Annotated in this window: 17 protein-coding genes; 6 read left to right on the top strand and 11 right to left on the bottom strand. The window is 70.9% G+C overall.

Annotated elements, in window-relative coordinates:
• Window positions 1-3: 3 nt before the first annotated feature.
• A complete protein-coding gene (locus AXZ95_RS17665; RefSeq protein ID WP_018191460.1) occupies window positions 4-1,680 on the bottom strand; it encodes a ribonuclease J in 1,677 nt (558 codons plus the stop codon).
• 71 nt (window positions 1,681-1,751) lie between these two features.
• Window positions 1,752-2,729, bottom strand: coding sequence for a 4-hydroxy-tetrahydrodipicolinate synthase (gene dapA / locus AXZ95_RS17660; protein WP_018191461.1), 978 nt, complete (start codon window positions 2,727-2,729; stop codon window positions 1,752-1,754).
• Between the two features lie 79 nt (window positions 2,730-2,808).
• On the opposite strand from dapA, the gene AXZ95_RS17655 reads away from it, so the two are divergent.
• From AXZ95_RS17655 to AXZ95_RS17640, 4 genes are all read left to right on the top strand, one after another.
• The gene (locus tag AXZ95_RS17655; RefSeq protein WP_018191462.1) at window positions 2,809-3,249 is read left to right on the top strand and encodes a thioredoxin family protein; all 441 of its coding nucleotides are present in this window, start codon (window positions 2,809-2,811) and stop codon (window positions 3,247-3,249) included.
• Window positions 3,236-3,712 carry a DUF4395 domain-containing protein gene (locus AXZ95_RS17650; protein WP_026307218.1) on the top strand — a complete coding sequence of 159 codons (477 nt, stop codon included), beginning with the start codon at window positions 3,236-3,238 and terminating at the stop codon, window positions 3,710-3,712. Before AXZ95_RS17655 ends, AXZ95_RS17650 begins: the two co-directional genes overlap by 14 nt.
• 113 nt (window positions 3,713-3,825) lie before the next feature.
• The gene (locus AXZ95_RS17645; protein WP_026307219.1) at window positions 3,826-4,251 is read left to right on the top strand and encodes an OsmC family peroxiredoxin; all 426 of its coding nucleotides are present in this window, start codon (window positions 3,826-3,828) and stop codon (window positions 4,249-4,251) included.
• Window positions 4,252-4,268: 17 nt separating this feature from the next.
• Window positions 4,269-5,165, top strand: a complete 897-nt coding sequence (locus tag AXZ95_RS17640; protein ID WP_018191465.1) for a TIGR01777 family oxidoreductase — start codon at window positions 4,269-4,271, stop codon at window positions 5,163-5,165.
• Between the two features lie 40 nt (window positions 5,166-5,205).
• Here AXZ95_RS17640 and AXZ95_RS17635 read toward each other — a convergent pair whose 3' ends face one another.
• Both AXZ95_RS17635 and dapB read right to left on the bottom strand, forming a co-directional pair.
• Complete coding sequence (locus tag AXZ95_RS17635; protein ID WP_026307220.1) at window positions 5,206-5,673, bottom strand: tetratricopeptide repeat protein; 468 nt, start codon at window positions 5,671-5,673, stop codon at window positions 5,206-5,208.
• Window positions 5,674-5,686: 13 nt separating this feature from the next.
• Window positions 5,687-6,493: a 4-hydroxy-tetrahydrodipicolinate reductase gene (gene dapB, locus AXZ95_RS17630; RefSeq protein WP_026307221.1), complete on the bottom strand. Its 807-nt coding sequence runs from the start codon at window positions 6,491-6,493 to the stop codon at window positions 5,687-5,689.
• Between the two features lie 38 nt (window positions 6,494-6,531).
• Here dapB and AXZ95_RS17625 point away from each other — a divergent pair, with 38 nt between their 5' ends.
• On the top strand, window positions 6,532-7,026 hold the full coding sequence (locus AXZ95_RS17625; RefSeq protein WP_018191468.1) for a GNAT family N-acetyltransferase: 495 nt from the start codon (window positions 6,532-6,534) through the stop codon (window positions 7,024-7,026).
• Window positions 7,027-7,110: 84 nt separating this feature from the next.
• Here AXZ95_RS17625 and AXZ95_RS17620 read toward each other — a convergent pair whose 3' ends face one another.
• Both AXZ95_RS17620 and AXZ95_RS17615 read right to left on the bottom strand, forming a co-directional pair.
• A complete protein-coding gene (locus tag AXZ95_RS17620; RefSeq protein WP_018191469.1) occupies window positions 7,111-7,713 on the bottom strand; it encodes a histidine phosphatase family protein in 603 nt (200 codons plus the stop codon).
• A 40-nt stretch (window positions 7,714-7,753) separates the two neighbouring features.
• Window positions 7,754-9,112, bottom strand: a complete 1,359-nt coding sequence (locus tag AXZ95_RS17615) for a pitrilysin family protein (RefSeq protein WP_018191470.1) — start codon at window positions 9,110-9,112, stop codon at window positions 7,754-7,756.
• A 184-nt stretch (window positions 9,113-9,296) separates the two neighbouring features.
• Here AXZ95_RS17615 and AXZ95_RS17610 point away from each other — a divergent pair, with 184 nt between their 5' ends.
• The gene (locus AXZ95_RS17610) at window positions 9,297-9,881 is read left to right on the top strand and encodes a TetR/AcrR family transcriptional regulator (RefSeq protein WP_018191471.1); all 585 of its coding nucleotides are present in this window, start codon (window positions 9,297-9,299) and stop codon (window positions 9,879-9,881) included.
• Between the two features lie 106 nt (window positions 9,882-9,987).
• On the opposite strand, the gene AXZ95_RS17605 is transcribed toward AXZ95_RS17610, so the two are convergent.
• From AXZ95_RS17605 to AXZ95_RS17585, 5 genes are all read right to left on the bottom strand, one after another.
• Window positions 9,988-11,052: an aldo/keto reductase gene (locus AXZ95_RS17605; protein ID WP_018191472.1), complete on the bottom strand. Its 1,065-nt coding sequence runs from the start codon at window positions 11,050-11,052 to the stop codon at window positions 9,988-9,990.
• A gap of 179 nt (window positions 11,053-11,231) precedes the next feature.
• Window positions 11,232-12,044 carry a CoA ester lyase gene (locus tag AXZ95_RS17600; RefSeq protein ID WP_018191473.1) on the bottom strand — a complete coding sequence of 271 codons (813 nt, stop codon included), beginning with the start codon at window positions 12,042-12,044 and terminating at the stop codon, window positions 11,232-11,234.
• Entirely contained in the window at window positions 12,041-12,565 is a 525-nt protein-coding gene (locus AXZ95_RS17595; RefSeq protein WP_018191474.1) for a MaoC family dehydratase, read from the bottom strand. Before AXZ95_RS17595 ends, AXZ95_RS17600 begins: the two co-directional genes overlap by 4 nt.
• Window positions 12,562-13,209: a CoA transferase subunit B gene (locus AXZ95_RS17590; RefSeq protein WP_018191475.1), complete on the bottom strand. Its 648-nt coding sequence runs from the start codon at window positions 13,207-13,209 to the stop codon at window positions 12,562-12,564. The genes AXZ95_RS17595 and AXZ95_RS17590 overlap by 4 nt, the downstream gene beginning before the upstream one ends.
• On the bottom strand, window positions 13,206-13,967 hold the full coding sequence (locus tag AXZ95_RS17585; RefSeq protein WP_018191476.1) for a CoA transferase subunit A: 762 nt from the start codon (window positions 13,965-13,967) through the stop codon (window positions 13,206-13,208). Before AXZ95_RS17585 ends, AXZ95_RS17590 begins: the two co-directional genes overlap by 4 nt.
• Window positions 13,968-14,005 lie beyond the last annotated feature (38 nt).

Raw genomic sequence — 14,005 nt, 5'->3', positions numbered from 1 at the left:
GGATCAGGCCTCGATCACCAGCGGCACGATCATCGGCCGGCGGCGGTAGCTGGTGTTGACCCAGCGGCCGACGGTCCGCCGGACCACCTGCGAGAGCGCGTGCGAGTCGCGGACACCGTTGTGGGCGGCCTCCGACAGGGCGGCGGCGATCTTCGGCTTGACGTCGTCGAACACCGCGTCGTCCTCCGCGAAACCGCGGGCGTGCACCTCCGGGCCGGTCACGATGCGGCCGGTCGCGGCCTCCACGACGACGATGATCGAGATGAAGCCCTCCTCGCCCAGGATGCGGCGGTCCTTCAGGTCGGCGTCGGTGATCTCGCCGACGCTGGAGCCGTCGACGTAGACGAAGCCCAGGTCGAGCTGGCCGACCACGCGGGCGACGCCGTCGCGCAGGTCGACGACCGAGCCGTCCTCCGCCAGGATCGTGTTCTTCTCGGGAACGCCGGTGTCCATCGCGAGGCGCGCGTTGGCCACCAGGTGGCGGTACTCGCCGTGCACGGGCATGACGTTCTTCGGCTTCAGGATGTTGTAGCAGTAGAGCAGCTCGCCCGCGGCCGCGTGGCCCGAGACGTGGACCTTCGCGTTGCCCTTGTGCACGACGTTCGCACCGAGCTTGGTGAGCCCGTCGATGACGCGGTAGACCGCGTTCTCGTTGCCCGGGATGAGGCTCGACGCCAGGATCACCGTGTCGCCGGGACCGACCTCGATCTGGTGGTCGAGGTTCGCCATCCGCGCGAGCACGGCCATGGGCTCGCCCTGCGATCCGGTCGACATGTAGACGATCTCGTCGTCGGGGAGGTCGGCGGCCTTCTTGTAGTCGATGAGCACGCCATCGGGGACCTTGAGGTACCCGAGCTCCGCCGCGATGGTCATGTTGCGGACCATCGAGCGGCCGAGGAGGGCGACGCGGCGGCCGTTCGCGGCGGCGGCGTCGAGCACCTGCTGCACGCGGTGGACGTGGCTGGAGAAGCTGGCGACGATCACGCGACGGGGCGCCCGGGCGATGACGGCGTCGAGCACCGGGCCGATCGAGCGCTCCAGCGGTGTGAACCCCGGAACGTCGGCGTTGGTCGAGTCGGCGAGGAACAGGTCGACGCCCTTCTCGCCGAGGCGCGCGAAGGCCCGCAGGTCGGTGATGCGGTCGTCGAGCGGAAGCTGGTCCATCTTGAAGTCGCCGGTGTGGAGCACGACCCCGGCCGGGGTGGTGATCGCCACGGCGAGCGCATCAGGGATGGAGTGGTTGACCGCGACGAACTCCAGGGAGAACGGGCCGAGCTGCTCGACCTGCCCCTCCTTGACCGTGAGTGTGTACGGCTGGATTCGGTGCTCCTTGAGCTTCGCCTCCACCAGGGCCAGTGTCAGGCCCGAGCCGATCAGCGGGATGTCGCGCCGCAGCCTGAGCAGGTACGGAACGGCGCCGATGTGGTCCTCGTGCCCGTGGGTGAGCACGACGCCGACGACGTCATCCAAGCGATCGCGCACCGGGGCGAAGTCGGGGAGGATGAGGTCGACGCCCGGCTGGTCCTGCTCGGGGAAGAGGACGCCGCAGTCGACGATGAGGAGTTTTCCCTCGTATTCGAAGACGGTCATGTTGCGGCCGATCTCACCGAGACCGCCCGTCGGGATGATGCGGAGTGTTCCGGGTTCGAGCGCGGGAGGCTCGGCGACGAGGTTGGGCATGTGCCCTCCTATTTCTGTGTTCTTCTCGGGGCTTCGCGCGCCCGCCATGTGTTCGACCGCCTGTGCGGTCGTCAGCGTGTGGTCCCGGCGATCTTCGGGAGCGCACCGCCCGCGGCCGCGTTGCGGTCGGGGCGGAAGTTCGAGAAGTCGACACCGGGGATGTCTGTGACGAGGTCGAGCTCGTCTTCGATCTGGGCGGCCTCCCACTCCTCGGGCCCGACGAGCGGCAGACGCACGCGGGGACTCGAGATGCGGCCGAGGCCGTGGAGGATGTACTTGGCAGCAACGGTACCGGGCACGTGTGTCATCACCGCGCGCACCAGCGGTTCGAGCTTCATGTGGGCGGCGGTGGCGGTCGCCAGGTCGCCTGCGTTGACCGCATCCACGATCTGGCGGTACGGGGTGGCGGCGATGTTCGCCGTGACGCCGATGAGCCCGCTCGCCCCGATGGAGAGGTGCGGGAGCACGTTGGCGTCGTCGCCCGAGAAGTACATCAGGTCGGTCTGGTTGAGCACGCGACTGACCTCGCTGAAGTCGCCCTTCGCGTCCTTGATCGCGAGCACGTTCGGATGCTTCGCGATGCGGAGGATGGTCTCGTACTTGATCGGGACGCCGGTCCGGCCGGGGATGTCGTAGAGGATGACCGGAAGGTCCGTCGAGTCGGCGATCATCCGGAAGTGGGTCAGGATGCCGGCCTGCGTCGGCTTGTTGTAATACGGCGTGACGACCATGACGCCGTCGGCCCCGGCCTTCTCGCTCTGCTGGTACAACTGGATGGCGTGAGCGGTCTCGTTGGACCCGCCGCCGGTGATGATCTTGGCCCGGCCGTCGGCGACGGACTTGCCCACTTCGACCAGGCGGAGCTTCTCGGGGTCCGTCAGCGTTGAGGTCTCCCCCGTCGTGCCCGTGACCACGATGCCGTCCGCCCCCGCGCGGATCACGTCGTCGATGTGCTTCTCGACCGCCGCCCAGTCCACTTCGCCATCAGCGGTGAACGGGGTGACCAGGGCGACGAGGACCTGGCCGAACGGATTCTCGGAAGCAGCCATGGCACAAGGCTATCGGGTCGCCGTCACGGGAGGTCACATTAGCTGCGCTGTCCACAGCGTCGGCGTAGCGTCCCGACCTGTGAACGGATTCGCGGCTCTCGGCATCCTGCTCGGGCTCGTCGCCGTCGTCACGGCGGCCGGTCTCCTCTGGCGCGCGACGACCGGCCGGGCCCGGACGGTGCGCACCCACGACGTCGTCATCCCCGCCGAGATCGGCGTCGACGGCTTCGGCGGCCGTGCCACCCTCCTGCAGTTCTCCACCGAGTTCTGCGCACCCTGCCGCTCCACCGCCCGCGTGCTCGACGACCTCGCCGCCGACGTCGACGGCGTCACTCACGCCGAGGTCGACCTCACCGACCGGCCGGAGCTCGCCACCCGCTTCGGGATCCTCCAGACGCCGACGACCCTCGTCCTCGACGCCACGGGCGCGGTCCGCGCCCGGATCGGCGGCGCCGCCCGCCCGGACGATGTCCGCCTCACCCTCCACCGCATCCTCGGGAGTGACCATGTCTCAGCCTGATCCGTCCGCTCGCACCGGCATCGACCCGCGGTCGCCGCGTTTCGGCGCCGGGATCACCGCTGTCCTGCTGCTGATCGACCTGTTCCTCTCGCTCGTCGGTGCGACGACCGCCGCCGCGGTGCTGCTGCTCGTCATCGCGCTCCTCTTCGCCTGGGGCGCCTTCGCGGGCATCCGCCGCCATCCGTACGGCGTGCTGTTCCGCGCCGTGATCCGGCCCCGGCTCGCGCCTCCGACGGAGCTCGAAGACCCGGCGCCCCCGACTTTCGCGCAGGCGGTCGGGCTGCTCGTCACCGGCGTGGGCCTCGTTCTGTTTGTGTCCGGGGTGCCGCTCGCCCTCCCGATCGCGGCGGCGCTCGCGTTCGCCGCCGCCTTCCTCAACTCCGTGTTCGGATACTGCCTGGGCTGCCAGCTGTACCTGCTGCTGGTGCGCGCCCGGCTCATCCGGCGCCGCGTCGACGCCTGAGCGAGCGGCCCAGCCGGGAATCCGCCCAGCACCCGGTGACGGTGTCGGAACCCGTCACTAGGGTGGGAGACGCCCGGCCGCGCTCGGCGGCGGAGCGTCACGAGGAGGTCTTCATGGCAGTCACCAGCGCATCCACCACCGTCTGGAACGGCGATCTCAGGAGCGGCTCCGGAACGGTCACGCTCGATTCGTCGCACGCGGCGGAACTGGCCGTCAACTGGAAGGCCCGCTCCGAGGGCGGCGCCGAGGTCACCACCCCGGAGGAACTGCTCGGAGCGGCGCACGCCGCCTGCTTCTCGATGGCCTTCTCGAACGTGCTCGCGCAGTTCGGCAACGCACCGGAGAGCATCCGGACCACCGCCGCGGTCACCTTCGACCCGGCTCAGGGCATCACCGGCAGCCACCTGACCGTCACCGCGAGCGTTCCCGGGCTCTCGGACGAGGACTTCCAGCGCCTCGCGGATGAGGCCAAGAGCACCTGCCCGGTGTCGCGAGCGCTGGTCGGCATCCCGATCACCCTCGACGCGTCTCTCGCCTGATCCGCCGGCGGCCGGACATGCGCGTACTGCTCGCCGGGGCCTCCGGCATGATCGGCGGCGAGCTGCGCCGCCAGCTGGCCGCGGCGGGACACGAGACGCGGAGGCTGGTCCGCCGCGAGCCCGCCGACGCCGACGAGTTCCGCTGGGCGCCGGAGGAACGCTCCGTCGACCCCGCGCTGTTCGACTGGGCCGACGCGGTCGTCAATCTCTCCGGCAGCTCGCTGCAGCGACTGCCCTGGACACGCGCGACCAAGCGGCGCATCCTGTCGTCGCGCCTGCAGGCAACGGGCACGCTCGCCGAGGGGATGCGCCGGGCCGACACCCCGCCCGATGTGTTCGTCAGCGGCTCCGCCGTCGGCTACTACGGCGACCGCCCGGGCCAGCAGCTGACCGAGGCGGCGACGAAGGGGCGGGGATTCCTCGCCGATGTCGTCGACGCGTGGGAGGCGGCGGCCCGGCTCGCGCCATCGTCCACCCGGGTGGCGCTCGCGCGGACCGGTGTCGTCATCGGCCGCGGCGGCGCTCTGAAACCGCTGCTCCCGCTCGCCAAGGCGGGACTCGCGGGACCGCTCGGCGGCGGACGCCAGCACTGGCCCTGGGTCAGCCTGCACGACGAGGCGGCAGCGCTCGTCCACCTGCTGACCTCGTCGCTCGAGGGGCCGGTCAACATCGCCGGGCCGACGCCCGCGACGGCCGGAGAGATCGTACGGGCGCTGGCACAGGCGGTGCGACGGCCGTACCTCCTGCCGGTGCCGAAGTTCGCGATCGAGCTGGCGCTGCAGGACGCCGGCCGCGAACTCCTGCTCGCGGATCAGCTGGTGGTGCCGAAGGCGCTGCTCGACGACGGCTTCGAGTTCCGGGATCCGACGATCGAGGACGCGATGGACCGGCTCGTCGAGGTGCGCGCGGCCTGACGGAGTTGCACTCCCGCCGCCGGCATCCGGAGCCGGGTGCTCAGCGTGCCGCGGGACGTTCCGCCTTCGCCTGTGCGCGCTCGAGGCGGATCGCCTGCCGCAGTGCCTCCCTCGCCCGACGCCGGTCTCCGGACGCGTCGTAGGCGAGCCCGAGCCGGAACCAGGCGCGCCAGCTCTCCGGCTCCGCCTCGACCTCGGCGCGGTACCGCGGGAACTCCGCGTCGGCGGCGTCCCGGAGCGGTCGGCCGCTCGCACGGGTCGGCAGGTCTTCGACGGGGAGCGCGCCCTCCGCATCCAGCTGTCGCACCAGACGCTCGGTGCGCGCGCCGAACAGCAGCTCCCGGCCGATGGCCCACGCGGCGATGAACGGGAGCACGATCAGCGCGACACCCATGGCGATGCCGACCGGCTCGCCGGTCAGCACGAGCATGACCGCGCGCTGGGTGACCAGCACGAGGTAGACGAGCAGGAGGACCGCCATCAGGATGGCGGCCAAACGGTTTCTCATGGCGGCCGGTCTCTTATCGCGTCGGGTCGGTGCCGTCGTCGCCCGCATCCCGGACGGTCGGGCGCGGCGGCTCGCCGCTCGGCTCCGCGATCCCGAGGTCGACGAGCTTGTCGAGGCCGACGGTCACCCCGGTCGCGGTCACGGCAGCGCGCAGCGCGAGGAGGATGCCCGCCTCGTACGCCTCCGGGCCGATCGTGTCGTGGCGGATGGTCAGCTGCTCCCCCGCACCGCCGAAGATCACCTGCTGCTGGGCGACGACCCCGCGCATCCGGAGGCTGTGGATGGGCACGCTCGCGACCTGCTGCCCGCGAGCGCGCTGGTCGGAGTGCGGCGCCTCCACCGGGCCCTTCGCCGCGCGTGCGGCGCCGATGAGTTCGGCGGTGCGCACCGCCGTGCCGGACGGCGAGTCGACCTTGCCCGCACCGTGCGTCTCCACGATCTCGATGGAGTCGAAGAACCGGGCGGCGACGGTGGCGAACGCGGTGCCCAGGGCCGAGCCGAGGGAGAAGTTGGGGATGACGACGGCGCCGCGTCCCTCGTGCTCGGCGACGCGACGCTCCAGGTCGAGGATGCGGTCCGCCGACCAGCCGGATGTCCCGACGAGAACGTTGAGACCGTGATCGACCGCGAAGGCGACGATCCGGGGGCTGACCTGCGGAAGCGTCATATCGACGAGCACGTCCGCGCCGAGCATGTCCTCCAGCGGCGAGCGGGAGCCGAGCCGTGCGACGAGCTCGAGGTCGTCGGCTTCCTCGATGAGACGGACCGCCACGCTTCCCAGTTTTCCGGTCGCTCCGGCGACGGCCACGCGAATGCTCACCCGATCAGCCTACCCGCGGGCCGCGTTACGCTGGGCCGATGGTGTCTTTCGCAGACGTCGCCGTCACCGACGCGACCGCCCACCGGATGCTGTCCGACTACTTCGCCGAGCGCGCGGAGACGTTCCCGAGCTCGCAGGGCGCGTACCGGACCTCGTTTCCGGATCCTGGCCAGTTCGTGGCGCCGAACGGCGTCTTCCTGCTCGCCTACGACGAAGGCGTGGAGGTGGGATGCGGCGGGATCCGCGAGCTGCGCGTCCCGCTGTCGGAGATCGAGGAGGGCGTGCCGGTCGTGCGGTACGAGATCAAGCACCTGTGGGTGACGCCGACGCAGCGCGGCAATGGGTATGGCCGGGCGATCCTCGCCGAGCTGGAGCTGCGCGCCCGCGGCTTCGGTGCGACCGAGCTGGTGCTCGACACGAACGCGAGTCTGGAGGCGGCCGGCGGCCTGTACCGCTCGCACGGCTACGAGCCCATCCAGCCCTACAACGACAACCCCAACGCGACCGACTGGTTCCGCAAGCCCCTCCACTGACGCCGACAGCTCCTGAGTTTTTCGGCCGAATCGGCGCTCGGAGGCCGAAAAACTCAGGAGCTGTTCGCCGCTTGGCCGGGGCGGTCAGACCGGCTGCAGCTCGGGGAGTCCTGTACGCAGTTCGACCGGCAGGTGCCCGAGGTCGTTGTGCACCACCAGCACCGGCGGCTTGGCGGAGCGGACGCGGATGATCGTCAGGCCGCAGTTCGCCTGATTGAGGCCCAGCCAGCGCCAGTCCGGCGCGTCGAACACGTGCCGGACGAACCAGCCGATCACGAAGTTGTGGGTCACCAGCAGGTCGTGCCGGTCTCCCATCGCCGGGGTGAGGAACTCGTGCACAGCGTCGTCCATCTGCGCGCGGCCCGCCTCGATCTCCGCCTCCGTCACCGGGCCGAAGAACGACTCGAACGCCTTGGGCATGTCCGGGGTCGGACCGGAGGGGATGCAGTCGAACAGCAGGCTCGACGGCTGCGGTTCAAGCGCCGGCATCCGCTCGGCCATGATCTCGGCTGTCTGGGTCGCCCGCACCAGGGGCGAGTGGTACATCGACGTGAACGGGATGCCGCTCAGCCGCTCGGCGACCAGCTGCGCCTGACGTTTACCGCGCGGTGAGAGCGGGCCGTCCGGCAGGCCGTGCTCGGCATCCTGCTGCTCGCCATGGCGCACGAGGTAGATGTAGTGGGGCACGAGCGGGACCTTTCGGAGATGGAACGGAAGGAAGGGCGGGTCAGGAGGCGAGGCCGGCGAACACGTCGTCGGTGACGCTCCCCACCGCGGCGACGGAGACCGGCCGGTCCGCCAGATCGGCGGCGAGGGCGCGCACATCGTCTGCGGTGACGAGGTGGAGGCGCCGGAGGCTCTCATCGAGGTCGGCGAACTCGCCGAGCGCGATCTCGGCACGGCCGAGACGGGACATGCGGGTGTCGGAGTCCTCGAGGGCGAGGGCCGCGCCACCGGACAGCTGGCCGACCGCGCGGCGCAGCTCGTCGGGCGTCACGCCGCCGGACGCGAGCCGCCGCAGCTCGTCGAGCATCAGCTCGGTGACCTGGCGTGCCTTCGCGGGGGTGCATCCCGCGTAGAGGCCGAACACGCCGGCGTCGGAGTACGAGCCGGAGAACGAGTAGACCGAATAGGCCAGGCCGCGACGCTCGCGCACCTCCTGGAACAGGCGGCTCGACATCCCGCCGCCGAGGATGGAATTCAGCACGCTCATGGTCGTGCGGCGGTCGTCCGTGGCGAGGATCCCGGGCATTCCGACGAACACGTTGGCCTGCTCGATGGGGCGCTCCACCGTGACGATGGGGCTGCCGCGGCGGATGTCGGCGGGGGCCGCGGGGCGGCGGGCGACCGGGGTGGCGACGAGCTCCGGATCCCAGCCCGCGGCTGCGAGGGCGCGCTCGACACCGGCGACCAGCAGTTCGTGGTCGACGGCGCCCGCGGCGGTGATCACGAGGTCCTGCGGCCGGTAGTTGGCGCGGTAGTGCTCCCACACGCCGTCGCGGCTCGCGGCACGGATGGTGTCGGGGCGACCGCCGATGGGACGGCCCAGCGGGTGGTCGCCGAGGACGGCCTGGAACATCCGCTCGTTGGCGACGTCGGCCGGGTCGTCCTCCGCCATGGAGAGTTCCTCGAGGATGACGCCGCGCTCGTTCTCGAACTCGGCCGCGTCGAGCACCGACGACGTGAGCATGTCGCCGATCACCTCGACCGCCATCGCGAGGTCCCGGTCCTGGACCTTCGCGTAGTAGCAGGTGTATTCCTTGGCCGTCATGGCGTTGTGCTCGCCGCCCACCGAGTCGAACGACACGGCGATGTCGAGGGCGGTGCGGGTGCGCGTGCCCTTGAAGAGGAGGTGCTCGAGGAAGTGCGTAGAGCCGAGGGAGCCGGGATGCCCGGGCTGGCCGTCGCTCTCATCGCGCGAGCCGACGGCGACCCAGTAGCCGAGTGTTGCGCTGCGTGCGCCGGGCACCTGCTCGCTGAGGATGCGGACTCCGCTCGGGAGCACCGTCCGCCGGACCAGCGCTTCGCCGGACGCCGCGAAGGTGAGGTCGGCCATACCGAGCGGGAGGTCGACTGCGCTGTTCATCCCCTCCACCCTACGCCAGAGCACGCGGGATGCCGTGGCTGGGAAAAAGAGGACAAACAGACTCGTCTGTCTACCGCTATACTGTGAAAGCCATCGTGTCCGGTGCCCCGCGCCGGATGCGATCGGCCCTACGAACAGCAATGCGGAGGCGACCCAGCCTCCCCCGAAAAAGGAGTCGTGCCGGATGGTCGTAAGTGCCCGAGCGACCATCCGGCCGCCCGCGCCGTCGAAGGTCAAGATCCTCGCGACGGCGGATCAGCTCTTCTACCAGGAGGGCATCCACACCGTCGGCGTGGACCGCATCATCGCGGGTGCCCGTGTGACGAAGGCGACGTTCTACAAGCACTACCGGTCGAAGGACCTGCTGATCATCGCGTACGTCGAGGGTCGCGACCGCCAGGTGCGCGAATGGTTCGCCGAGCAGGAGGCCAAGCACGACGACCCGCGCGACATCGCACGCGCCCTCGTCGACTCGATCAACGACCAGGCCGTCAGCCCCGGCTTCCACGGCGACCCCTTCATCAACGCCGCCGCGCAGTTCGCCGACGAGACGGACCCGGTCCGTGTCGCCGTGACCGCGCACCGCGACTGGTACGCCGACCGCATCGAGGAGCTGTTCCGCCAGATCGGCCACCCGCGGCCGGGAGACGCCGCGGACGACCTCATCCTCGCGCGCGACGGCGCACTCGCCGGCGGCTACGTCGGCGACCCGATCGCCGCGGGCGCCGCCTTGCACCGGGCGCTCGACCGCATCCTCGGCGAGGTCTGACCGGCGCGACCGGCTGTGGGTCGCGACACGCCGTTATGCGACCCGAATAACGGCGTGTTGCGACCCACGTCTGCGCGGCGGACCGGGCGGGCCGGGCAGGCGCGAGCTACTCCGAGACGCGGTCGAGGTCGAGCATCTGCGACCGCGTGAGGCGGATGCCCGCGGCGGCCATCAGCGCGTCCACCTGATCCGGCCGGCTGGCGCTGGCGACGGGCGCCGCGATCGTCCGCTTGGCGAGCAGCCAGGCGAGCGCGATGCTGGCGGGCGCCACGTGGTGCTCGGCCGCGATGCGGTCGAGGACGGCGAGCACGCGCTGGCCCCGACGGTTCACGTAAGCGGCGGCGCGGACGCTGCGCGCCCCGGCCGTCAGGTCGCCCTTGCTGCGGTACTTGCCGGTGAGGAAGCCGTTCGCCAGGGCGTAGTACGGCATCACCGCGAGCCCCTGCGCCGCCGCGACGATGCGCGGAGCGCTCTCGAACTCGCTGCGGTGCATCAGGTTGTACTGCGTCTGGATGGCCACGAACTTCGGCAGGCCCGACGATGCCAGGATGCGCGCCTCGATCAGGCGGTCCGCACTGAAGTTGGATGCACCCAGGTACCGGACCTTGCCGCTCTCGATCAGCCACTCGGCCGTCGCCAGGCTGTCCTCCAGCGGAGTCTCCGGGTCGTCCTCGTGGAAGTAGAGCAGGTCGATGTGGTCGGTCTGCAGCCGCTCGAGGGACGCCTCGACCGCGCGGATCATGCTCACGGAGCCGAGGCCCGGGTTGTCGTGGTGCCGCCCGACCTTGGTCGCCACGACCATGCGGTCGCGGTTGCGGCGCTCGCGCATCCACTTGCCGATGAGCACCTCGCTGCGGCCGCCGACGTAGCTGTCGGCCGTGTCGATGAAGTCGCCGCCCAGTTCGGTGAAGCGGTCGAGGATGGCGAGGGACGTGTCGCCGTCGGCCGTCCAGCCGAAGACGCTCGCGCCCAGCGACAGGGGGTACACCGCGAGGTCGCTCTCGCCGATGCGGCGGGGCGCGATGATCGACAGCGGGCCGGTGCTCGCGATGGCCGGGTCGACATCGATGACGCCGGTCGGCGGCTCGGCGGAGCCGGCGCGCGGGTCGGCAGTGGCGCTGCTGCGGAGGCCGACGGTCTCGAGCAGGCGCAGGGGTAACAGCTGTGGCATGTCTCCCCCTCCCCCGCGACCTCCAACCGCCGCGTATGTCCGTTCCCCGCGAATCGATTGCCCTCGAATCGATTCGAGAACGGCGGATTCCCGATTGAACACTTGCAGCGTACGACATGCCTCCGACGTGCGAAGGACGAAACGGGTGAACCGTGGAGGAAAGCTAGGTCACAGTTTCATCACGAACGCCGGAGCACCGCCCGGGCGTGCGCGAGCACCGGTCCGTCGACCATCCGGCCCTCGTGCCGGAACACTCCCCCGCCCGCGTTCTCGGCCGCCGCGAGCAGCTCGCGAGCAGCCTGCACCTCGGCCGGATCGGGCCGGTACGCGGCCCGGATCGTCTCCACCTGACCGGGGTGGATGCACGCCGTCGCCGCGAATCCGACGGCCACCGCGTCCTCCGCCTCGGCCGCGAGTCCGGCGAGGTCGGCGATGTCGAGGTGCACCGTGTCGACGGCGTTGATGGATGCGGCGCCCGCCGCCAGCAGCACCGCCGACCGCGCATGGCGGGCGACGTCGCGGTACCGTCCGTCGGGGTGCCCGCTCGACGTGCCGCCGAGCGAGGCGACGAGGTCTTCTGCACCCCACATCAGCGCGATCACGCCGGGCGCGGCGGCCAGCGACGGCGCCGCGAGCACGCCGGCGGCCGTCTCGCAGAGGGCGATGACGGCGTAGTCGCGCAGCCCGTCGAGGTCGGCCGGCCGCTCGGCCTTGGGGAGCATCACCGCGCGGTACGGCGTCGCGGCGAGCGCCGACAGGTCGGCGTCGTGGTCCTCGGTCCCGGCCGGGTTGACCCGGACGATGACGCGCTCGGGGTCCAGTTCCGACGCGACGAGCGTCTCTCGGGCGGCGGGCCGCGCGGCAGGGTCGACCGCGTCCTCCAGGTCGAGGATCACCGCATCCGCCCGCTCGAGTGCTTTGGCGTAGCGCTCCGGGCGGTCGGCGGGGCAGAACAGCAGCGCCGGGCCCCAGGGGAATGGGACGTCGCTCACAGGATCTCGTCCGACCCGTCGCCTCCCGCTGCGCCCGGATCGGACGCGACCGGAGCGACATCCCGGCACCACACCATCACCTGACGCGTTGCCGTGGCGACGACGACCCCATCCTGGTTGCGTCCGGTGTGCTCGAGCGTGACGATGCCCTGCCCGGGCCGGGAGGCGGAGAGCCGTTTCGCGAGCACGACGGTCTCCGAGTAGAGCGTGTCGCCGTGGTGCAGCGGATGCGGGAAGGCGACCTCGCTGAACCCCAGGTTCGCGACGATCGTGCCCTGCGTCAGCTGGGTGACCGAGGCTCCGACGATCGTCGCCAGCGTGAACATGGAGTTCACCAGCCGCTCCCCGAAGGGCTGCCGGGCGGACCACGCGGCGTCCAGGTGCAGCGCCTGCGTGTTCATGGTCAGGGTTGTGAAGAGGACGTTGTCGGCCTCCGTCACCGTGCGCCCCGGCCGGTGCAGGTACCGCGTCTCCGGCTCGAACTCCTCGTAGTAGAGCCCCCGCTGCTCGATCTCCCTCATGCCGCCTCCTCCAGTTCCACGCGCAGCGGTGCGCCGGTCGCGGCGACCACGTCGTCCACGGTGACGCCCGCGGCGACTTCGCGGAGCACCAGCCCGTCGTCCGTGACGTCGATGACGGCCAGGTCGGTGATGATCCGGTCGACGCATCCCGTGCCGGTCAGCGGGAGGCTGCACTCGGTCACGATCTTGGGCCGGCCTTCGCGGTCGACATGCTCCATCATCACGATGAGCCGCTTGGCGCCGAAGACGAGGTCCATCGCGCCGCCCATCCCCTTCACCATCTTTCCGGGGATCATCCAGTTGGCGAGGTCGCCGCGCTCCGAGACCTCCATCGCGCCGAGGACGGCCAGGTCGACGTGTCCGCCGCGCACCATCCCGAACGACAGCGACGAGTCGAAGAAGGCGGCGCCGCGGTTCACCGTGACCGTCTCCTTGCCCGCGTTGATGAGGTCGGGCTCGACCGCGTCGTCGGCGGGATACGGGCCGACGCCGAGCACGCCGTTCTCCGAGTGCAGGATGACCTCGACACCCTCCGGGATGTAGTTCGGGATGAGCGTGGGCATGCCGATGCCGAGGTTGACGTACTGCCCGTTCTCCAGTTCGCGCGCCACCCGGGCGGCGAGTTCGGTGCGGCTGAGGCTCATCGTGCGCTCCCTTCGGCGACTGTGCGCCGTTCGATCCGCTTCTCGACGCCCGGCGCGTGCACGACCCGCTGGACGAAGATGCCGGGGCAGTGCACGGCGCCGGGATCGAGCTCGCCCGGCTCGACCAGCTCCTCCACCTCGGCGATGGTGACACGGCCGGCCATCGCGGCGAGCGGGTTGAAGTTCATCGCGGCGGCATGGAAGACGAGGTTGCCGTGCCGGTCGCCCTTCGCGGCGTGGACGAGGGCGAAGTCGGGGCGGAGGGACCGCTCCAGCACGTACTCGGCGTCGTCGAACGTCCGCACCTCCTTCGGCTCGCTCGCGACCGCGACGGAGCCGTCGGCGGCGTAGCGGCGCGGGAGGCCTCCCGTCGCGATCTGGGTGCCGACGCCGGCGGGCGTGAAGAACGCGGGGATGCCCGCGCCGCCCGCCCGCAGCTTCTCGGCGAGCGTTCCCTGCGGGGTGAGCTCGACCTCCAGCTCGCCGGAGAGGAACTGACGAGCGAACTCCTTGTTCTCGCCGACGTACGAGCTGATCATCTTGCGGATGCGGTGCTCGGCGAGAAGCAGCCCGAGGCCCCAGTCGTCGACGCCGCAGTTGTTGCTGACCACCTCGAGGTCGGTGGTCCCCGCATCGAGCATCGCCTGGATCAACGCGCTCGGGATGCCGCACAGGCCGAACCCGCCGACGGCGAGCGTACTGCCGTCCGGGATGTCGGCGACGGCCTCCGCGGCGCTTCCGACGGTCTTGTCGATCATGCGTCCTCCCCTTCGAGGGTCTCTCGCCATCAGCTCCT

The sequence above is a fragment of the Leifsonia sp. 115AMFTsu3.1 genome (assembly GCF_004362795.1).
Lineage (GTDB): Bacteria > Actinomycetota > Actinomycetes > Actinomycetales > Microbacteriaceae > Leifsonia.
This window is presented reverse-complemented; position numbering and strand designations above follow the sequence as displayed.